15 protein-coding genes are annotated in these 21,345 nt (G+C 40.7%); 4 read left to right on the top strand and 11 right to left on the bottom strand.

What is annotated here, in order from left to right; genetic code table 11:
- Positions 1-40: 40 nt before the first annotated feature.
- The 5 genes from AC1RJL_RS04695 to mblB are packed head-to-tail and all read right to left on the bottom strand — an operon-like array spanning position 41 to position 6,529.
- A complete protein-coding gene (locus AC1RJL_RS04695) occupies positions 41-1,177 on the bottom strand; it encodes a hypothetical protein (protein WP_492911581.1) in 1,137 nt (378 codons plus the stop codon).
- A 34-nt stretch (positions 1,178-1,211) separates the two neighbouring features.
- On the bottom strand, positions 1,212-2,000 hold the full coding sequence (locus AC1RJL_RS04690; RefSeq protein ID WP_492911580.1) for a hypothetical protein: 789 nt from the start codon (positions 1,998-2,000) through the stop codon (positions 1,212-1,214).
- 4 nt (positions 2,001-2,004) lie between these two features.
- Entirely contained in the window at positions 2,005-3,081 is a 1,077-nt protein-coding gene (locus AC1RJL_RS04685; RefSeq protein ID WP_492911579.1) for an MBL fold metallo-hydrolase, read from the bottom strand.
- Positions 3,082-3,128: 47 nt separating this feature from the next.
- Positions 3,129-5,375: an anti-phage 6A-MBL system cap2_3 protein gene (gene cap2-3, locus AC1RJL_RS04680; RefSeq protein ID WP_492911578.1), complete on the bottom strand. Its 2,247-nt coding sequence runs from the start codon at positions 5,373-5,375 to the stop codon at positions 3,129-3,131.
- Positions 5,375-6,529 carry an anti-phage 6A-MBL system MBL-fold protein gene (mblB, locus tag AC1RJL_RS04675; protein WP_492911577.1) on the bottom strand — a complete coding sequence of 385 codons (1,155 nt, stop codon included), beginning with the start codon at positions 6,527-6,529 and terminating at the stop codon, positions 5,375-5,377. The genes cap2-3 and mblB overlap by 1 nt, the downstream gene beginning before the upstream one ends.
- Positions 6,530-6,806: 277 nt before the next feature.
- Here mblB and AC1RJL_RS04670 point away from each other — a divergent pair, with 277 nt between their 5' ends.
- A complete protein-coding gene (locus AC1RJL_RS04670) occupies positions 6,807-7,961 on the top strand; it encodes a patatin-like phospholipase family protein (protein ID WP_492911576.1) in 1,155 nt (384 codons plus the stop codon).
- Positions 7,962-8,599: 638 nt separating this feature from the next.
- Here AC1RJL_RS04670 and AC1RJL_RS04665 read toward each other — a convergent pair.
- The 6 genes from AC1RJL_RS04665 to AC1RJL_RS04640 form a co-directional block, all read right to left on the bottom strand.
- Positions 8,600-9,427: a hypothetical protein gene (locus AC1RJL_RS04665; RefSeq protein ID WP_492911575.1), complete on the bottom strand. Its 828-nt coding sequence runs from the start codon at positions 9,425-9,427 to the stop codon at positions 8,600-8,602.
- Between the two features lie 226 nt (positions 9,428-9,653).
- A complete protein-coding gene (locus AC1RJL_RS04660) occupies positions 9,654-10,568 on the bottom strand; it encodes a hypothetical protein (protein ID WP_492911574.1) in 915 nt (304 codons plus the stop codon).
- 64 nt (positions 10,569-10,632) lie between these two features.
- Complete coding sequence (locus tag AC1RJL_RS04655) at positions 10,633-12,420, bottom strand: hypothetical protein (protein ID WP_492911573.1); 1,788 nt, start codon at positions 12,418-12,420, stop codon at positions 10,633-10,635.
- 17 nt (positions 12,421-12,437) lie between these two features.
- Positions 12,438-13,454, bottom strand: coding sequence for a trypsin-like peptidase domain-containing protein (locus AC1RJL_RS04650; RefSeq protein WP_492911572.1), 1,017 nt, complete (start codon positions 13,452-13,454; stop codon positions 12,438-12,440).
- A gap of 86 nt (positions 13,455-13,540) precedes the next feature.
- Positions 13,541-14,572, bottom strand: a complete 1,032-nt coding sequence (locus tag AC1RJL_RS04645) for a DNA/RNA non-specific endonuclease (RefSeq protein ID WP_492911571.1) — start codon at positions 14,570-14,572, stop codon at positions 13,541-13,543.
- A 4-nt stretch (positions 14,573-14,576) separates the two neighbouring features.
- Positions 14,577-15,170, bottom strand: a complete 594-nt coding sequence (locus tag AC1RJL_RS04640) for a hypothetical protein (protein WP_492911570.1) — start codon at positions 15,168-15,170, stop codon at positions 14,577-14,579.
- Positions 15,171-15,593: 423 nt separating this feature from the next.
- Between AC1RJL_RS04640 and AC1RJL_RS04635 the strand changes: the two genes are divergently transcribed.
- The 3 genes from AC1RJL_RS04635 to hyoA all read left to right on the top strand — a co-directional run bounded on the left by AC1RJL_RS04635 (position 15,594) and on the right by hyoA (position 21,005).
- Complete coding sequence (locus AC1RJL_RS04635; RefSeq protein ID WP_492911569.1) at positions 15,594-16,049, top strand: hypothetical protein; 456 nt, start codon at positions 15,594-15,596, stop codon at positions 16,047-16,049.
- The gene (locus AC1RJL_RS04630) at positions 16,046-16,432 is read left to right on the top strand and encodes a hypothetical protein (RefSeq protein WP_492911568.1); all 387 of its coding nucleotides are present in this window, start codon (positions 16,046-16,048) and stop codon (positions 16,430-16,432) included. The genes AC1RJL_RS04635 and AC1RJL_RS04630 overlap by 4 nt, the downstream gene beginning before the upstream one ends.
- Positions 16,433-16,727: 295 nt before the next feature.
- On the top strand, positions 16,728-21,005 hold the full coding sequence (gene hyoA / locus AC1RJL_RS04625; protein ID WP_492911567.1) for an NACHT domain-containing antiphage protein HyoA: 4,278 nt from the start codon (positions 16,728-16,730) through the stop codon (positions 21,003-21,005).
- Positions 21,006-21,345 lie beyond the last annotated feature (340 nt).

Here is a 21,345-nt window from a genome sequence, read left to right as displayed (position 1 = left end):
AAGAACTCAGAAACTAAATCGATCAATTCACCATTCCATCTTATGAAAACTTCAAATCAGCATAGGTAGAGGGCTTATCTACACGCGCGAAAGAATTCCCCAACAATGGATTTTTCTTTGACAGCTGTCGAAAATATTCTTTTACTCGCCTGTCAACCGTAAATATATCTACAACTAAAACAAAAACAGACATATCTCTATCGATAATATTGCTGCCATGCGCTCTTTTTTCATTTTTCATGGCCTCGTCCAGAAAACGCCATATCATCCATACGCCGCTATTGCTTGGGGAAAGCTTATTTTCACTTTCGGGTGGAATTCCGACAGACTCCAGAATCATTTGAACCCACTGATTATAAACAGATATGTATCCAAACTCCCCAACAGTCGTGTCGGGCGTGACCTGATCTAAACGCACACCTGCATTACGAACAAAGGCTTCGTACAAGTTTGTATTGGTATCAGAATAAAGAGACGAAGCGAACTCTCGGACCTCCTTCGCAAAATAATTTGCCGACTGATGAGCATCAGCCAAGCCTTCATCACCTAAACTTTGTAGACCTAATAATGTCTTTTTTTCAATATTTACAAGGTAATCCTTGAATGCTTTTTTTGAATCCAGTGTTGAATGAAGTAGCTCACGCAATCGCATAGAGTTAACTTTTTTATCTTGCAAGTGAGACAGAGACTCTAGCTCTTTGTTTCTATTCAAATCAATAAATCCAAACTCGCGAATATTCATGTAAAGAGATTCGAATCTATCTATAAACTCATTACCTGAGCAATATTGAACGAGCTTTTCTTTTATTTTTGATCTCAATCCACTTATTTCGAATGTTTCATTCTCAATATTAGAGATTACCTCCATTTTATTGATATCAACAATAGAACCCAACACTCTCGCATCATCAAAACTACACATCCAAGCAACAGTATGGAATTTCCCAATTAACGACCAACGTTTTCGGACAACACCTCTGTTTTCATGTTGAATAATTTCTTGAATATGATGCGCAGTCAAAAAAATAACATACCCACTTTGGTTAATTTCATTTACAACACATCTTGCTTTTTTACTTTTTATTTCATCACCAGAAAAATAATCTTTTGCCATCTTCCCAAAAATTGATGTATCTAAAGAGATAAATTTTGGTGCAATCACTGGATAATCTTCCATTAAATATTAGTTAAGATTCAATTCAAAAAAAGCGCTAATTTTTGGTTTGCTTCTGCAATTTTTTTCTAGGCGTAGGTAAATGGTTTAGGCTTTCGAATAGCCGTTCCGCATATACAAGCCCAATTCTTTTGACGGATGCCTCATTAAAATAGAAAAGCCAAGACATCAACAACGAAGCAGATATTGCAAAAGTTATGGCTCCTGACAGGCCTGGATTTAGGATATGGATAAAATTGAAGGCTACTGGTTCAATCGACACTGTTTCCGTAACTATCAAAAAATAAATTAACCCAATAACAGAAGTTATGATACCAATGGGTTTCATTCCTAACATATTTCTATGAAATCCGTACGATATATTTTCTTTGAGTAAAAGAGTCTTATTATCTCTGGTCAATTCTCGTAATCGCCTAGCAACACTTCGATAAACATCATCTGCATATGAAGGATTTTCCTGCTCCTCCACTTGAGTAGGAGTATCAATATCAAGTTTAGATTTGATTAAATCTCGATAACGCTGCTTTGTGTAACCCTCTAAAAAATGATCACTGTGGCGCAAACAAATAGTTGTTGGCATTCCACCCCATTTTGAAACTAATTTTTCTTCAACAAACTTTCCCCGTCCTCTCGCAATACTACCTAAGGCATATATTACGCCGCACCCAGCGAACAACGTGATAACACTAGTCAATATTGGGTGCTTAGGTCCGTAAGTGCACAGAAGGGGAACCATCAACGGCAATACAGTCAGAAGCCCCGGCGTGATCCTCGCCTTTCTCTCGTATGGATCACGCATTTGATCAACTAATTTGAGATAAGACATTTACCTAAGCCTCTTCCATTTCATTTGGATATTCATCGGGAACCAACGGAGTCCAGTCTGGTCGCGCAATGCCATCACTGTAGCGGATCGATCTTCCTTCCGTGGCATTAAACTGAGCGCCTCGGTGGATAAACGCGCGCTTGACTACCTTTCGAGGATGAGCAGTATCTGCCTTAGCCGAGCTGCAAACTGCCAAACAACTGAACGACGAGACGGGCTCCGTCAGCCTCGCACCAACAATTCTGTCCAATATCTCAGTTGAAACATTATGTCGACCACCATGGTGGGGAACCTGAATACAATCTAATCCAGGAAGGTGCAAACCTGCAATTGGAGCATAATCAGCTGCCTCATTTAGAGCGTCGCGACCAGCATCTCCGGTTAATAAAATGTTTTTTCCATTCAAATGTGCGTATTGAATTACACTCATTTCATTTTCATTGCTTGTACTGGACACAGGGAAGGCTTCGTCACCCCAAGCAGCAAGGAATAAATTTTTTATATCTGCCGCAATCGCAATAGCCTGGTCTAAAAAAGAATCTGATTTAGCTTCTTCTACTTGTTCCGGGGTTTTATCGGAACTGACTAAGAGGTCAAGATATCTTGTTTTCGTAGGCGCAAGAACAGTGAATGCTCCGATTCTTGAACCTTGAAATGGTTCAAGAATCTCAATGTCCTTTTCCTCAGCAATTCTTTCCAATTCTGCAACTGCCGCATAGCATTGCTTCAGCCGTCTTTTCAACGCATCAACAGATTTGTAAGTTTCAAATCGGTCAATAATTTCATCTGCATATAACCATGGTCTGTGCATCCACAATTTTCCAACAGAGCAATTTTCTAATATGTAGCGCAAACCATTTGCATGATCCTGATCTTGATGCGTAAGCACAACATGATCGATATGGGATGCGTTGTCATAATATTTAGAAATGTGCTCATGTATGCTCTTACCAGTATCGATGTAACCTCCATCGACGACATGAATAACCACTTCACCATCTATTGAATAGCGAATTGCGATAGCATCACCGCTTTTTTTAGTTTCAACAGCCAAAAAATCAATTTCAAAATAGTTACTCATATTTCCCCAAGCTCCATGTAAAAATTTAGTTAAATCAAACTTACAACTTAAATCTGGTAATTAAATGCACCATATATAAGGGACAACTCATTATCTCCAACGATTATCTGCAATGCAGGCAAACCCTCATCTGCCATATTGCGGCAGAGATAGATCATTTGTTCGATATCGTGTTTACTCGGATTAGTTGAATGTTCAGGAGGATGACTATGCCACTCGCCCACATAACCTACGATGCTTGCAGTTCTTCGGCTAGCTTCATTAACTGCCTCAAGCAATCCTTCCACCCCCCGATCAAATGAGGTTGGCGTGGAAACACTATCTTCAGGTGCAGGTAAAGCGCATACGATAACCAACGAATTTATATTAAAATCGTAGTACCCTAGGATGACCCCACCAGTTTCATTTGGTAGTGCAGAATGTCTTAGTGAGAAAAGCTGTTCACGCACGCCATCGTCTAAATATATTTTTGTATCACCGGCAATGACCTTGAACTCGTTTTGTGGAGCAAAAGAATTAACGGCAATGGCTCCAGTTAAGGGATCTCTATTCCAAATGCGAAGCAACGAGTCATGCGAAAGAGATGCTTTTTGTATTTGGTCCGCGAGAGTGCTTGCGTGCACTAGCACATCGGTATAAGGAAGAACCGAAGATACATCGCGACAGCTTGCGCCACTCCAGAATGATCCGTGACTACCCTCAAGATGTTTTTCGCCCCACTCACTATTAATTACAGCACGATAATATTGAGCTTCAATGGTACGAAGTCTAAATGCGCGCGCCTCATCTTCCGCCATTAGAATCGCTGAATTTCCGTTAGGTGTGATAAAGACAGAGAAGTGTCGTGGAAGCTTTTCCAGTTCACTGGCCTTACGCGGAATTTCCAATGTCGTCGAGACATCAATAATTATTTCTGAGTCCGCCATAAACTCCAATGATGTAGAACAAAGTAACTCATTCGCATCGGCATTAAGCGCTTCTATTTCCCTTGCCCCAGCGGTGACGCATCTATATAGATGACAAACCGCATCGGTTTTGCTCATTCCAACATGCATTGTGAGAGCAGTATGCCTAGACAGATTGTGCGGCTTGATATGATCCTTATCGATTAATTTCCATTTACCCCAACCGTTTCTTGACCACATATTAAGCATGGCGCTACCTAGCGCGCCAACACCAATCAAAGTCATTTTGGGATCATTAGAGGGGGTATTAGAATACTTTCTGAAAGCTTGAATATTATTGTGATAAAGAACATCCATCACACCAATTTGATCCGCATATATCTCCGCGTGGTCATTTTTAGCAGCCATACCATCTTTATAAAATTTTTTCTCATGGACGCAGAGCACAGAAAGGGATACACCGAGCTGTAGTAGCCCCTTTAAAACCATAAATGCTTTGTGTTCAAACCGGTCAGGAGCACGACCCTCCTCTCGACAAATAGGTATACGAATTATGACTATCGTATAGTCACTGTCGTGATCAAGGGGAACCCCTATACTTGGCACCAAATCATCAACATAGTTTTTCAGCAACCCCCAAAAATCAATACCCTTCCTAGACAAGTAGGCTGACAACCCTCCAAGCGTTTCTGGATTCTTTTCAATAATTCCGTGCACCACCGGGGAAGTCTCAATGTTAAAAATTCCTGCCAGCTTAGCGCTTGAATTTTTATCAGCCCGCTCCATAAGAAAAGTGGCCTTTTTATCGAAACGTTCTGAATATGCTAATGTAAAATTTGAAGATTTATCTTTGATTTGCTCCTCGTAGTCCCAAGGCAAAACAAGCTCGTAAGGAGTGATATAAAAAAGTTGTTCAACAGGTTGATCAGCGGCATGTAATTGATCGAGTGCGGTCTTCGTAAGCCACCACTGAATACGATGCAAAAATTTGGGAGCGGTCCAAGTGCGCGATACACTTGAAGTTGGCTCAAAATACAAGCATAAGCTGGTGGGATGTGCTTCACCATGCTGGTTTTGATGTGGAGTTAGAGGAAACGATTTTCTAAGCGGGTAAACCTCAATCAACTTGTTTTGATCCAACGGAACATATATCGCGAGCTGTTCACGATACAAAATGCCCCATCTATTATTTGGTGGAACCTCATCAGATTCGACGCTGACCCACAGCATCTCGCCGCAATTGGATTCAACTGGACCACAAGCGACTGCCGAGAGTTTAAAATCCCGGTTTGACTCGATTGCTGCAATCAATTGCTTAGAACGAGGTAGCTGCAATCTAGAAAAGTCGAACTCTTGTTGATAAAGGGGAAAATCCCAAACCCCCTCCATCAGCCAGCCCTCGGTGCGACTGAGCTGATAATTGCAGGTGCACCAATTGCTACGAGTTTTTTGAGAATCACCCCTGCCCAAGTAATTTCAAATACAATTGGCGCTGGCTTTTCTTCGTTGGGCTCCTCCATAGTCACGAGGAATTTCCGACCTCCGACTTGGTTAAGATAATCAACATATGTGTTTTTTGCTTGCACGTGAGGGGGCTGAATCTGTTCGTATGCAGCGAGATTATTTGAGATTGGCTTACTGCAACTCACGATATAAGCATCACTCTTTCCCATCAGAAGCAAATCTCTAATAAGAGGCTTGGGTTCTGTTTTTGAATCACCTTTTTCATCACCTAATGCAAGGTAACTACAGTGGTGAGGGATGTTATAAAGGTTCCACGAAAGACGATCTTCGTTACCATGCTTTTGAGTTGTATCTACAATTTCCTCTAACGTTTCCCAGGTGGCATCACCCACCTCTAAGTAATCAAAATGCTCTCCATTTGCGCGAAATCGGACATTAAATACAAGCGAAGCATCGTTGCGGATAATGTCAACATTGTCACAATGTTTTATAAAAGGAGAATGACAAAAAAACTCAACCTTATCGTTATTCAGATCAAAACCGGGAACCAAAGTACCGGCATCAACGAACAAGTGACCCCTTGCAGATATGCTTTCGCCCCTTTCTTTTAACCGAGGCTCTAGCCAGTCAACCAAAGCTTGAGGCTGCGAAAATACTCGAATACCTTTTCCTTCCAGCAAACGATGCCTTGCCTCTTGCCGCAAGATGATGAACTCTTCAGATTGCTTGTCGTTCTCAGCTACCTCCAGCAGCATTGCGGCTGGAACCCAGAGCTCATTAATTTTTATCCGTCCACTACCTTGATATTTGGCTGCATGTCGGAGCTCAAAAAACTCTGTGCTGCCACGGATGTGATCAAGATCGGCATGCGTGAAAGCAACCACATCGAAGTAGTCTTTATTTGCATCCTTGAGATCAGCCCTCAGATGGGCTTTCAAATCTATCTCGGGCTTATCTTTTTCTTCTGCTCCTGGGCAGTGATGAAAATCAAATAGAATTCGACGTCCGCCAGTCAAAATAATTTGTGTGGTGTCTCCATTACTTACCGGATAAAAAATAACTTTGTGCACGTCGGTCATATCGCCCCCAAGAAAATAATTGATTGATTAATACGGGAGCCAAGATGAGTTAATTTGTGTAATGGCGCCGTAATTGACATCATATGTGCGCTATGCCACATTACTTCAAGTGTGATGCAGGTTTATTTTTTATAGTTTATTTTAATAAGAAAATTATTTTAAATTTCCATTTACATCTTTGGACATCTATTGAAGCTTTAAGCGACACAAATGATAAGGTGGAATGCACTTTATGAAATGGTCCTGGATTCGAAGACTCCAATAAGGAGGAGAGATTATGGATAACGTGATTGCGGATTTGGAGTCAATTGGACTGGCATTATCGGGAGGTGGCGTTCGTGCCGCTGCTTTTCATGCAGGTGTATTGAAATATTTAGCCGAGCAGAGCTTATTGGAAAATGTCGTGCACATCTCATCGGTATCCGGCGGAGGCCTTTTTACCGGCTTGGTATTTCACCATTCAAATTATAAATGGCCAAGCTCGTCAACTTATCTGGAAAAGACACTTCCAGCTATTAGAACCATTCTTACTTCAAAATCCATTCAACAGTCGGCTATCTTGGCGTTAGTCTTAAATCCATTCAATTGGCAATTTATTTTGTCTCGGGCAAATGTCTTGGCGAAGGTGGTGAAAAGCCTTTGGGGTATTGATGCCCCCTTATCTAAGATTAACAGCAACCTTGCATGGTCAATTAACTGCACAACCGGAGAGACAGGTCGCAGATTCAGATTCAAAAAATCAACTATGGGCGATTACGAGGTCGGTTATGCAACGACCGAAGATTTTCCTCTCGCTAAGGCAATGGCGATATCTGCGGCATTTCCCGGAGGCGTCGGCCCGCTAACAATAAAAACTGCTGATTATTCTTGGAAAAAGCGAAAAGAGTGGGCATCTGAAACTTCCGAAACATTTTTACCTCCGTACAAAAAACTGCATTTGTATGATGGTGGACTATACGACAATCTCGGTCTTGAACCACTATTTGATGTAGGCAATCAATCATTTAAACAAGATGAAGATGTGAAACTCACTTACTTGCTCGTCTCGGATGGAGGAGCCCCACTGACGAGGCAAAATATTCCTCACCCATTGAATCCTTTTCGCTTTAAACGAATTGCAGACATCGCTTTAGATCAAACTCGGGCTCTAAGAGTACGATCTTTTGCTAATTTCGTAATTGAACATCCATTTAAAGGGGTGCTTGTTGGAATCGGAACCGATGCGAAATCAGCGATTAAACGTTTGGCCACGGGAAGAGAAAAGTCAGCAAAATCACTTTTAGAAAAGGTTTGGTTATCAGATGAAAAAGCAAGATACGCAGCTGAATATTCCACAACTCTCGGACGATTAAAAATTACAGATTTTGATCTTCTTGCTCAGCATGGATATGAATCTGCCAAATGGCGAATGGAGTTATTTAGCCATGTATGACACCAATACACCTCTCACAATAGAAATTTTTAAAATAATCAGAAAATAAAATATCCGGGACTGTTGCAGGTAAAACCTAAAATATTTTCAAACCACTGGAATACTTAACTATGAAAATCGAAAATATATTGTTCCCCGGTTTGAACTTGCCCCCCTCAGACGAGAGCTATATCGATTTACATTCTGTCTCGGGATTTTCATCTCGTTTACGGTATTATTGTATTGGGGGGTGGATAGAGTTACAGGTGAATTAACACCATGGTGTGAGTATGTATTGCCATTGTTTACATCCCTGAAAATGCTTAATGTGATTATCTTCTGGCTAACACCGGCATTTTTATTCGGAATAATAAAAGCGACTCTATTAAGTGTCATGCGGCAGTTTAAAAACCATTTTTGTGTAATCGCGACCATTATTACAGGCACCCTCTACTGTGTGGCCGGTATGCTTCTTTGCATCGGAATTCACGTTCAAAGAATTGAACTAGACGGGTTCGCTAGGTTATATCAACTAGGGGGCGTTTATTTATTCCTAGGTTTGTGTTTATTTTACGGGTTTCAAACCCTTATACACGAAAGCCCATTTCCAAAAGATTGGAAGTAATAGTATTCCCTAATAAGGGATGATCAAAACGTTTCTATTGTCCTATTGGGTAACTCACAATTGCTTGGTGATCAGCTAATAGCATTATTTGATCGCCTTCCAATCCGTGGAATGGAAACTCCGAGAATGGGTACCCGCTAGATGACAAGTCAAGAATCAATTCATTATCATTCAATGTTAGTTGCCGTGAGTGCGCAGGATAAGTTCCTTCATTTTTCTTTGTTACCATAAACGAAATTGGGAAAAAGCTGAGGATACTGATCAATGCAAGGTGCCCCTCATTTCTAAAGGCCACGCACTTTGCGCTCACATGTTTGTTATAGGGGTAAAACCAATAATATATGTCATGAGTTGAATTAATTGCTGAATCATCTCCCATCACAAAACCCTTCAGGGGATTAATGTAAGGAGATTCACCTGGCGCCTCCTTGCATTCGCTCACAGATGTCGCAGCTAAAATATGACCAATCATTGCGCGTGCGAATTTTTTGGCATTCACGTCTGTTCGTATAGTAGTAAATGGATGATCCGCATAGGTAAAGTAATTTTTAACTTTAGTCGTCAGAGATTTGCAAACTCGGGCCACTTCATCATCATTTCCACCTAAATGTCTACTGTTACAATCATTGCAAACGGTTTTGAATTTACTTCCATTTGGTGACAACACGCCTTTAACATTGGATCTACCGACCCCCATTATTTCTGCAACGTGTCGTTGTTCAACTTTTGTTATAGTTATTGCGCCTTTTGGTGGCACATGGTCCTGAGTTAATCGCCCGTATGAAGCACAGATCAAACAATATCCTTTTATAATTTTTGTGTGTTCAAATCTTTTGGAAATACCATCACTGAACGTTCCCATATCTGTACTCATTAATATCTGGCCATGCATTAGATTTTAGAAACAATAAAGAGGCCAAGCATCGTATATGAAATCTTGATTAGCTGATTTTATGTTTCGAATAGTCCTCACGATTTAAAAAAATATCATAGGATTCCGAGGCACAAAAATAATATAGACGGTTAATAAAATATAATAACAACCATTTTGAATTTGTCTTCCATCAACATTTACATTAACACACCATTCAGAGCATCGTTTTTGACCTATTCAACGAATCTTTTACATTATTGAGAACTACATTAATTGAGTCCAGATAGGTTTGACCTAGCATTCCCTTAATCACTTCGCTTTCTCTATTACAAAGGTACATAAGGCTTGTATCAGATGTTTTTCTAAGATAATCAGTTCTCGTTCTATTGAACTCAAAATAACAATCACTTTTAGCTCTAATCTCTCGGTCTTCTAGCACATTATGCGGTTTCATCAATACTTGAGCAGCCCTCAATACTATCGAGATGGCGATATATCCAGCTTTCTGCTCCTCAAGTGAAATAACACTGGTTTCACTTAAACCATATGTGCTGACAAACCCAGCGGAGGCGCTCGTAGTAGCAAGTAGTGGTTTAAACTTTCCAGATAATTCCTTAGATGTAACGAATATCTTGACTTGGGTCCCACCAAATCCACTAAGGCCAGAAACCAAATTATCTGCTAAAAGTTGTTTACGCTCCTTGCTGGTGACTTGCTGCACATCTGGGAAAATAATTGGGGAAAAAGCAATATGTATTTCACTTCCCTTAAAAAATGACGCAACTCTTTGTAACTCATCTGAACTAAATCCTTGGTCATAGTAGACATCTATTCCAACTGAATTATCTTTAGGGTATAGGAGATATGCTGATATAGAAATAAATATAATGAAACCTATACCAGCTACAATTTTCTCACTAGATGAATATGCTTTTTCCGATTCATCATAACGGGTTTCCTTAAAAATATGCCACAACCATGCAATCCAGATAATTGCAATACTAAGAAATGCAGTGGTAGATCCCGTTTCAGTTTTCCATAAATTGAGGATTTGACTAACAATTGCTGTAACGCCGAGAAAAATTATGATCGGCGACATGAATTTTTGAATCCAAGTTGGAGCTGCCATACATTCTTACTCCTGTAATGAGTTCAATCCCATAAAATTTTTTAGTTATCGGCCATTTCCTTTTTTACTTGTCCAATAATTCCTCTATAGCTCTCTCTGCAACCAATTTGTCTAATTGATACTCCGCATCGGAAGCATTTAACTTCGCAACATCATTTTGCAACTGCTCAAGCTGAAGCTGTTTCTTTAAAGCCTCAAGTTCTTCGTCAACTTTTGGCGCAGCTGTTAAATCTGCAAGCTCCTTTTTCTTAGTCAAAAGAGTAATTTGGTGAGATAAGTTAGCGACCTCTTCATCTCTTTGTTTTTTTAGTGCGGCTTCGGCAGCGGCTATAGATGAATCGGTTTCAGCTTGATTAGCATCTTTTTCTGCTTTCTGCATTTTTGCCTTCTGAGTTTCATAATCGAATTTCGCATTAGCCACACCTTCTAATGTTTTAGCTTGTGCCAAAGCAGCCGATTCGCTAGTTATCTTGACACGAGTTAATGCGCCTGACTCGGAAAAGTTTGCCTCAAATGAATTCTCTTGGAATGGGCCATTTTTGAATGGAAGAACCGCCAATGGTCCTGCATCGGGCACCATAAAATCTTTCGATAGCAAGTATTTATGAGCTAAGCAGTCGTCCCCCACACATACTCTTATCCTAGAGTTGGTGCTTTGACGATAGACAATGCCTTCATAAACTGGTTGTGATGAGGCAGAACTAGACATCTGCATTGAAGAGCGATTATTTGAAAGACTTTTAGTTCCTGTAATGGAACCAGTTTCGACATGAGCATCATCAGATTTTGTCGACGAGCTACTTTTTGCCTGGTTAGTCGCTGCAATAGATGAAGATTCGCTTCCAGTTACAACATCCATGTCGTCATCTATAGTGGCTAGCTCGCCTGCTGAGGCATCAGATTCCGTATGAACTGAAGTAGAAATATTCTGGCTGATATAATCGGAATCGATTTCAAATTTTAATGCCAAACTTAAACTAGTAACACGGATATTATCGCTGTATTTACCTGCGTCATTAAACCACTTTAAAAGCTCCTCAGGTAAGATGTCGAATTTCTGAGGTAACAATCCAACTTTATAAAACGTCTTCTTAATTACTAAAGTCTTTTCCAAACTTTCCCGCTCGTTCTTTTTAATCAAATATGCTTCATAAGATCGGCCTAGCAGTTTTAATGCATTTTTTAAACTATTATCATCAGCAAGCTTACCACCTGCTTCTATGATCTGTTCTCTTATTTTTATCACTTTTTCTTTTTCTGAATCAGCAACTTTCAATAACTGTTTCTCTTCTTTTACAACTCGATCAATATTTACCAAAGCATTTTGGACTTCATCTTTGCATATACTAATAAAAGATTCATCTCCTTCGGTTTGAATACCTCCAGGAGCAATAGCAAGCAATCCTGGCGCACCTCCCGCACTTAGCAAAGCAAGTTTGGTTGCAGTGCCCGCAACTGAAACTATGACGTCACCTGTTTGATCTTTAGTGGAATTGCTGATCGATTTTAAAGTTCCACCTTCATACAGATTCACCTCAAAACTATACTTTTTTGTGGCTGATTGAAGAGTTAGATAATCAATAATATATGCTTGGGATAGGCTTGATCGTGTTTTGTGGGTTACTTCAGCAGAGACAGCAATATTCGGCTTTTGTCCGGAAATCAATGGGCATTCAGTCAAGCGATAAGTTACATCAATAACGAACTCTGACTCTGGAAGAAAATAAACAATACCTTGTACAGGCGATTTCTCTCCAGGTATAACCTTTTTTACAGCGAGCTGCGTGGTGCAACCAACTACTAAAAGCGAAAACCCAATCGAAAGAATCCAATGTGTGAATGTTAATTTCATACTAATTTCCTTTAACGTTAGGCAAGTTGCAATTGCAACTTATCGAAAACAGGCTTCACTCTATTAAAGATACTTATTGACGGAGAACCAGCCATATGAATTCCAACTAGATTGTTATTAACATCGAGCACAGCTGAACCACTATCACCTCCAGAAGAAAAAGAAGTACAGGCCACTTGGTTGTAAAATCCGGCTCTTTTCCTCTGCCCATTAGGCAATGTAATTACTGTCGAATAAACACAATCAACTTCAGAAATTTGACCTAACGTCAAACCAGACTGACTACCGACTTTTTTAACCTGCATACCTCGCGTCAACTGAGTGTTAAAACCTGTGGGTCTCACTCCGATTTGGCTAACAATTGGTGATACCAGATTTCCACTTATTTCGGCAAGCGCTACATCGAAACGGTTATTATATAAAGTCGGATGAAATTCGATTTTTAAATAGGAGCTTAATTTAGCAACTATATTTCTTTGGATGTTTGCATCATTAGCAAATGATGGTTGCACTATAAGGTCACCCTGATCGACGGTGCCAAAGTCAGAAAGAACATGTGCAGAACTCATTATATAAAATCTGCCACCTGCATCTTTTACAATACAACCTATAGATCCCGACGAACCATCAATGCGACCAACACTGTAGCCAGGTGAAACTGGACGAACCTTTTGCTTTAAAGATTGAAAACTTACTTTTCCAACCTCAATAACATCGGTTTCAATTTTCCCAAATCCCGGCATTTGAATGCTTTTAGGTATTCTAGAAGTGAGCTTCGAAAGAGGCTTTTTCTTTTCCACATAGAAACGTAGAACAATTGATGAGTCATAAAATCCTTTAGTAAGCTTTTCCCCTAGACCATAGGCCTGCATTCCACGCGCATAAAGCCAGTCATGATGTTTTTTCCGAAACCTCTCAAGAGCTGATACATATTTTGATGACGTGACATCTAATGTGTCATATTTTTTACTCTCTTCATGGAGATTTCCAGTAAAAATTAATGCTAGGGAGTCTCTAATAACTTCCTCTTTCATGGTAAAATCCTTTAACTTAAGAATGATCGAAAATATGCTCTTTGAGGTCAAAATTAAAACCTTAATTATTCGTATACAACCATAAGCTAATGCCAAACGGATGATGACCGTTTGCTTTCAATTGAATCTTGTATTTCTTTGCTAATAGCACTCAAAAATTCAATATTGGTTTTTGATTCAATATCGTCAATACTAGTAAGATAGGTATCTATCTTATTTGCCGTGTTAACTTCATGCGGCATCCAGAAAGCCAGACTTTCCAACTTTATAGGATCAAATAATATTCGAGAAAAATGACTAGGTATTGCTACACCATCACCAATATGTTCAGCATCTTGAGCGACATAAGTTCCGGCAATTACTATCAATTCTCCACGTTCTTTGACCCATCCACGCTCCAAATCCTCTACACGCCCCCACACCCCATGATGTCCGAACATATTCCTGTTAAATCCCGGTAACTGCGGGGATGTATTACTTAGAAAAAAGCTTTCTTTTTGAGACTTCAAATTGAAATCCATAACTGCATTAGGTGCCATGTGCCCCTTGTCGTAGCCTGTGGATCTATAATCTGAGTTTTTAGATCTAAATTCCGCCGGAATATTTATATCCTCAGTAAAACCACCAGCTTCGTCGTGTTCTCCGATTTTCATAGCAGCGGATTTAGCTGTTACGGAATATGAAACCCATACAGGAATTTTGTAATCGTAGCTGTAACCAAGCGCATAACCCTCTCTACACAGCACTTGGTCACTTTTGTCAGGAACTCCAAAAATTAGATGACGGCCATAAGAAGTGTCTTGCTCATCGACATCAACAATTGGATCTGAATCTATGTCAGTGGTCGGAACATCTTCCTCTACAACAAGACGCCCGACAGTCCTATATACATAGCCAATGCTGCCATCAGCCAACTCGACGTTGTAATACCCATTTTGCTGAAGCCCATCTCCAACGATCAATAATTTATTTTTCTTTTTTACAGTTGCTACTGTGCTTGCATTTACCTCGGGAGCATTTTTTAACAACATATCCCTAGCGGCAACAATATAATCAGCTTTAACAAAGCCACTGAAGGCTAATACCCCAACAAATAAAAAGCCTATAATATTTTTCATGGTGTCACACCTTTGGAGGTGAAACTACAAGCACTACTGGAGCAACTGAGGTGGCTGAAATAGAGGGTGTTGCTTGCACTTGTGCACCGTCAACACTAATTGTTGAAGAAGGTGAAATAGATGTTGCTGCCAATGAATTCGCTACTACGGCTGAAGGTATATTTTGGGCAGCCTTCGCTGATTCACCATCTTCCTTGTATTCTCGGTAAGCAGTGCTCTTAAAGTCCAAAAAGTCTCTAAATAGTTTTATTGATCCTTTACTTCCACCAGCGACCACCCCAGCAGAAAAAATAAAACCCACTACAGAGACTTTTGGCGATTGAGACATAACAGCCAAAATATCTACACCTGTTGCAATACAAGCTAAAAGTGAAACAAAAAATGCAATTGGAGCCTTGTAGTTTCCTTTTCCCTCTACGTCCCACTGTTTTTGTTTTACTATGTACCAAGAACTCTCAAAAATTGGAGATAAAAATCTTTCAACAACTAATGAGAGCAACACAATTGCAGCCAATGCTTCAAAAATTGCGTCCCACTGAAAAGCAAATAGATCAGGTCTATTTTCGCCAAGATTTGGAACTAAAGATAGATCGAACATATCCGCACCTTTTTTCAGTTAAAAAAATCCCTGAGGGTATGCATAGGAAACCCATTTTAAAAATTATCTTGAAGCGGATTTTCTATAGGTAAACGTATTTTAAAGAAAGACAACTAACCATAACGGCTACTCCATGTTGATGAGAATGTAGATGGAAAAATCAAGAAATGTAAACTTTGTTTTGCGTATAGAATCACAGTTTTTTGTCGCAGTAAATAGCATACACCCAAAACAAAGATGGTTTATGCGACACTATTTTTAATGGGCATTCACGTAATAACGTGTAATTGACAATTTTATTATTAGGCAAATCACATTCGCTAGTTCAACTCCAAATTCTCCAAATGAATAAAGTCACACAAAGACTTTTTATTGACTAAATTTGTTAGCGATATTTCTTAATTTTTAACTTTCGGATAATCCATGAGCCAAACAAAGAACAAAATGAACCAAAGGAAAGACCAGCAACCTAGCAAATCTGAAGATACTCCAGCATCGAAAAATAGCTCTTTTTCATGGAAGAAAATTGCATTAATTCTTTCACCAGGATGTATCTATTTTTTCGGTTATTGCAGTCTTGCCTATTATTTAGAGGGTATCGGATTTAGCTCTCCCAAAATACCTTTTGACGTAGGCTCTACGTACTTACATGCGTTTCATAGCTTATTGTTCACAACAGATTTAGCGGTAACTGATTTCCAAACCACTTATTTCAAGCAAATCAATGACGGCTGGCTAGCAACATTCGTAATTTCAGCAATAACTTCAGTCGTTATCATATTGGTTGGTTGGGGAGTAATTCAAACTCGAAAAAAGAGCGGTGACGATAGCACCTCAAAAAAACAAAACCTGAGTTTCCATCTCCTCAACTCACAATGAAAAAAGTATTTATTTTGTCTGGTGCAGGAATATTCTCAATTAACTTTCTTACTTTTTTGATGCTCCCCCTACTAGTCGCGATGTTAGTTATGCCCACTATTATATTAATTATTCCTGCTGCTTTGGGCTCTAGGATGGCAGCCGATGAGGTGAAAAATTTCAATTGCAACCCTCTTGAAAACCGGAGATATCTCCCATGTGCAACAATCGAGTTCAGAGATAAAAGCCAGATAACAGGTAGGATTTACCTTCGCAATGAGGGAATTATCTATGTACGAACTGCCGAAGCAGCGATAGAGATACCCGAGTCAGACGTGTTGAGGGTTTTCAGAACAGATCTCAGTATTGCTAAAAAATCCGAATCAAATGTAACCCCCCATTAACAAGGAGTTGTGGATAACTGCATCTCTATTCCCAGATGGATTTGCAGTTTCTATTGTAGCTAATTCCATAATCTTTCTTGTTAAATTTCATGCTACGCACCTTTATCATCCCACACCAAGAAAGACACTAATCTATTCTGAAAATAGACCAGAAATAAAAAAATCCTACGGAATGGACATGATGGGCCTATCGATAGGCTTACTCGCTTCCAGCTTATCTCTACAGCCATGTTTACTGTAAGCTATCTACCCCTTGAACCTGAAAATTCATTAACAGAGTGGAATTAGTTAATCGATGATCGAACGAATTTTTCAAGATATACGCGAGGCGGATCTCCGCAATGCAGACCAGCAATCATTTTTAGTCAACTTAGGGTGGAAAGAAGGTCTTACATGGCAGGGATTGTTTCAGTCAAGGCGTGTGTTGATTATCTCAGAGGCAGGTGCTGGCAAAACATACGAATGCCGCAACCAGGCTCAGCGAGCGGTTGCTGCCGGAGAACCTGCATTCTTCATCGAACTCGCTTCCCTCGCCATGTCAGATCTTCGGACACAGCTTGACGCAGATGAGGAGGCTCGCTTAGACGAGTGGTTAGCATCTCAGTCTGATACAGCGACGTTTTTTCTCGACTCCATCGATGAACTGAAGTTAACCCAGCAATCATTCGAACAAGCTCTCAAACGCCTAAAAAAAGGAATAAACGGTCAGCTTGCTCGCGCTCGAATCGTAATTACCACCAGGCCGATCCCATTTGACGTTCAGCTTGTAAGACAAATATTGCCAATCCCTCCTGCCCCACGAATAGAATCAAGTGGAGAGACCTTCGCACAAATCGTACTAAACCCAAAGGGTACAAAGGTTGAAGACGATGAAGCGATAAAGGATTGGAGGACAGTAGCGTTAATGCCTCTTTCAGATAATCAAATTGTTGATTTTGCAAAAGACCAAGGGGTTGAAAGCCCAACTGAGATGCTGAGTGATTTGAAAAGACGTAATGCACAAGAATTCGCAAGAAGACCCCAAGATCTAATCGAACTCTGCGCAGATTGGAACGCACACAAACGAATTCGCACTCACCGCGATCAGGTTGAGACCAATATACATGTGAAGCTACAGCCCAGATATGGCAGGGCTGAACCTGCCGAGCTATCTATGGAGAAAGCCATCGAGGGTGCGAGTCGGCTCGCGCTCGCAATGCTTGTAACTCGCAGACTAACTATCAGGCATAACGCCGAGTCCGACTCAATTAACGATGAGGCAGCTATTGATCCAGCAATTGTACTGGCCGACTGGAACCAGAGCGAGAGAAAAGCTCTGCTTGAACGATCATTGTTTGGGTTTTCCTCTTATGGCCGTGTACGTTTTCACCACCGCTCGGTAGCGGAGTTTCTTGCCGCTCATCGCCTACAAATACTTGCCAAGCAAGGCATGCCCTTCCGTGCTCTTAAGAGGTTATTGTTTGCAGACACTAAAGGAAAAACCATAGTTCTTCCATCAAAAAGAGCGGTAGTTGCATGGGTAGCAATTTGGGATTCGAGAGTATTCGAGTTGCTACGCGACCACGAGCCAACCGTTCTACTTAACGAAGGAGATCCTGAATCCCTAACTATCCACCAGCGTGTTCAGGCGCTTAGTGCATACGCTGACCGATATGGTCGTGGTGGCTGGAGAGGATTAAGTGTTCCATACATTCAGATCCATCGATTTGCCGCGCCTGAATTATCAGATGAAATCACACGGCTTTGGCGTAAAGGTATTGAAAACTCAGAGGTTCGCGAGACGGTGCTTTCCATTATAGAAATGGGACGTATACAGAAATGTGCCGACATCGCATTCAATTGCTTTCGGAACATCAAGGGTGTGACTGCCGAAAGAATGGTTGCACTAGACGCGATGATTGCAGTTAACGATTCACGATTAACCGATATCGCACATTCAATGTCGAAAGGTAGAGCGCGATGGTCGGATGAGGTTACGCGTGCTGTTGCAATAAGAATGTTCCCAAAAAATGTTTCGATTCAGCAGTTTTGCAAATCCATTGGCAGATTAGTTAAAAAGAATCGACGAGCGGTCGATGGTCTCAGCCAGATGCCATACCTAATACGCGATGCGGAGATAAGTTTTCCTGATCTCGAAGAGCTTCGAGACGGAATCGTTAATTTGTTGTCCAGTGGACTTAAATGGACTGAAGCATGGCCACATATTGTAAGTGAACGATCACACCTGAATAGTCTATTGATTGCAACCTGCGCACGTGGGTTGCCTTTTAGTAAAAGTAAAGAATGGTTTCACGCTAGCGTGCTCGCTTTGCATCTTTATGATCGGACCTACCATGACGATAAAGTCTCCGCACTAAAAAAGATATTAACGAACCTTGGGCCAGAGGATAATTCTCGTCTTTTTTGGGTTGCAGATGCTTTCTCGCAATCACTTCACGAGGTTACCGATCCGTGGAAGCGCCTAATGGAAATTGTGGGATACCACGGCATAACGGAAATTCGTATTGATCGAGATTTGCCATGGATAACAGAAGCTCTTGGCAACAAGTCACGTTCACATAGTGAGCGGTTCATGTTATTAGAGGGCATTCTGAATCTTTTAGTAGGTCACGAGCAATGGAGGGACCGTATCCAGACACTTGAACTTCTTGTCCACGACAGTCCATACATTGTAGAAGTTATTAAAAAACGCCTTAGTTCTGCCAGCAAAGCTAAAGAAATTCAGTCATGGGAAAAGAAAGAAGCTGAGCGAAAGGAGCAACGAGAGCGAAGAGAGGCAAAAGCTCGGGCGAGCTGGATTCTGTTTTGGCGTGAAGTAGCTTTAAAACCTGATAATGTTTTTTCACCGGAAAGAAGCTGGGAGACTGCTTGGTCACTCTGGCGAGCAATGAGCCAGGACGGCGAAGTTGGCAGATCATCGGGGTGGAATCGACGTTTTATTGAAGAGCATTTTTCTAAAGAGACTGCCAATCAACTTCGACTTGCATTAATGAAAATTTGGCGAGGAGAAATTCCAACGATTCCAAGTGAAAGGCCTGAGAATCAGCGACGAACCTATTTAATTCGTTGGCAGCTTGGACTTGCCGCAATTTATGCTGAAGCAGAGGATCTTAATTGGGTAAGAAATATAAATGCAGATGAAGCAGCACTTGCATCAAGATACGCATTGATTGACTTTAATCTGCCTCATTGGATCGAATCTCTAATTAACGCTTATCCGAATCAAGTGGACGCAATAGTTGGTAATGAATTGATCTGGGAACTCAATAGCAAACTTGACTCACAAAGCAATTCAATACTTTTGCAGAGTATTCAGGATACTACGAATTCCATCGCTGCAATATTCATCCCGCGCCTTCAGACTTGGGTTGCTTCTTATGTTTACTATCCCGAAGAAGCAGAATTCATTAACAAAGCAGCAGAGCGTCTGCGACAAGTAATTCGCATATTGCTAAAACATGGGAGCGAAACTATTAGGCATCAGTTGCTGACGATAGCCATAGAACGTGTGCGAGCTGACTTGCCGAGTGAATTTTTATATATTTGGCTTCCGACTCTGATGAAAATCGACGCGGAACAAGGAGTTTTGGAACTTGAAAGAATTCTAAAAAATATCAAGCCCGAGTTAAAAGTCGAGGCACTTACATGGTTTGGCCTACTGTTCGGAGATAGATTTGATACAGTTAATTTAAGATCCGAATCTTTTACTCCCGCAATTTTGCTGCGACTACTTCGACTTGCGTATCAATACGTTAGACGAAATGAAGATGTAGATTATGATGATCAAGAGTCATCTGGTATTCGAAATGACGCGGAACGCGCACGAAATGAGATAGTCACCGCCTTATTCGATTCAAAAGGTGAGGAAGGTTGGGCTGCCAAGTTAGAAATGGCAAACGATCCACTTTGTGCCCACTTTAAAGATAGGATTTTTGCCGTCGCTGAAGAACGCTGGGCACAGGAAATTGATTCAGATATTTTTAGTGATGCCCAATTCGTTGCTCTTGATAAGACCGGTGAGGCGCCAGCCTCTACTAAAGAAGCGATGTTTTCGATAATGACTGATCGATTAGCGGATCTTGATGATCTATTGCTACAAGACATTTCACCAAAAGAGGCTTGGGCGGGAATAGAGAGTGAAAGAGTAATGCGACGTGAAATTTCAAGAGAGCTTCGAAACGCTGCAAATAACCTTTATAAAGTTGATCAGGAAGCTGCTACCGCTGAAGAAAAAGAAACTGATATCCGACTGCGTTCTGCAACCTCGAATCACGAAGCAGTGATTGAACTTAAGCTTGCAGATAAGCGATCTGCTCAGGATTTAGTTCAAACAATTTATGATCAGCTAGTGCTCAAGTATATGGCATCTGAAAATAGTCGTTCTGGATGCTTGCTTATTACGATTGCGATAAATCGCATGTGGGAACATCCTGAAACCGGCAAACGAATTGGCCTAGGAAAATTGAAAGCTTTACTTATGAACGAAGCAAAACGTGTAGAGAAGATGATGGGAGGTGCCGTATTGCTTGCGGTACATGTATTAGATCTTCGGCCTAGACTATCTAAAGAATAAAAGCTAAAAATCGGAATCACCATCTAAAAGCAGAGAATTCGAATTACTGTTCGTTAATTTACTTAATAGCGGCACCGTACTGGTCATAATCAAGGTCAGCAAGATCAATTCCTGCCGACCGCCACTGAGGTCTCCATTCGAGACCCAAGAGTCTTATTATCAGGATAATTATTAAACACTAATGCGAGTCAAATTTGCGCACAATTCAACACCGACCTCCCCATGATTCAAAGTGCTCCTTGTTTCACTTCGGAGGTATAAACCGGCCAAAATTTCGCAGATAACTATGAACTTATATAAAAATATACTTATTTATCAATAAGATATTAATTATAGAAGC

Source organism: Cellvibrio sp. GW822-FHT04B05, from assembly GCF_058800985.1.
The sequence above is the reverse complement of the archived record's forward strand: the minus strand, read 5'-3'. Positions and strand labels throughout refer to the sequence as shown.

Bases quoted from the DNA above. Each gene is read 5' to 3' on its own strand.
- AC1RJL_RS04695 (WP_492911581.1), bottom strand. From the start codon at position 1,177: ATGGAAGATTATCCAGTGATTGCACCAAAATTTATCTCTTTAGATACA.
- AC1RJL_RS04690 (WP_492911580.1), bottom strand. From the start codon at position 2,000: ATGTCTTATCTCAAATTAGTTGATCAAATGCGTGATCCATACGAGAGA.
- AC1RJL_RS04685 (WP_492911579.1), bottom strand. From the start codon at position 3,081: ATGAGTAACTATTTTGAAATTGATTTTTTGGCTGTTGAAACTAAAAAA.
- cap2-3 (WP_492911578.1), bottom strand. From the start codon at position 5,375: ATGGAGGGGGTTTGGGATTTTCCCCTTTATCAACAAGAGTTCGACTTT.
- mblB (WP_492911577.1), bottom strand. From the start codon at position 6,529: ATGACCGACGTGCACAAAGTTATTTTTTATCCGGTAAGTAATGGAGAC.
- AC1RJL_RS04670 (WP_492911576.1), top strand. From the start codon at position 6,807: ATGGATAACGTGATTGCGGATTTGGAGTCAATTGGACTGGCATTATCG.
- AC1RJL_RS04665 (WP_492911575.1), bottom strand. From the start codon at position 9,427: ATGGGAACGTTCAGTGATGGTATTTCCAAAAGATTTGAACACACAAAA.
- AC1RJL_RS04660 (WP_492911574.1), bottom strand. From the start codon at position 10,568: ATGGCAGCTCCAACTTGGATTCAAAAATTCATGTCGCCGATCATAATT.
- AC1RJL_RS04655 (WP_492911573.1), bottom strand. From the start codon at position 12,420: ATGAAATTAACATTCACACATTGGATTCTTTCGATTGGGTTTTCGCTT.
- AC1RJL_RS04650 (WP_492911572.1), bottom strand. From the start codon at position 13,454: ATGAAAGAGGAAGTTATTAGAGACTCCCTAGCATTAATTTTTACTGGA.
- AC1RJL_RS04645 (WP_492911571.1), bottom strand. From the start codon at position 14,572: ATGAAAAATATTATAGGCTTTTTATTTGTTGGGGTATTAGCCTTCAGT.
- AC1RJL_RS04640 (WP_492911570.1), bottom strand. From the start codon at position 15,170: ATGTTCGATCTATCTTTAGTTCCAAATCTTGGCGAAAATAGACCTGAT.
- AC1RJL_RS04635 (WP_492911569.1), top strand. From the start codon at position 15,594: ATGAGCCAAACAAAGAACAAAATGAACCAAAGGAAAGACCAGCAACCT.
- AC1RJL_RS04630 (WP_492911568.1), top strand. From the start codon at position 16,046: ATGAAAAAAGTATTTATTTTGTCTGGTGCAGGAATATTCTCAATTAAC.
- hyoA (WP_492911567.1), top strand. From the start codon at position 16,728: ATGATCGAACGAATTTTTCAAGATATACGCGAGGCGGATCTCCGCAAT.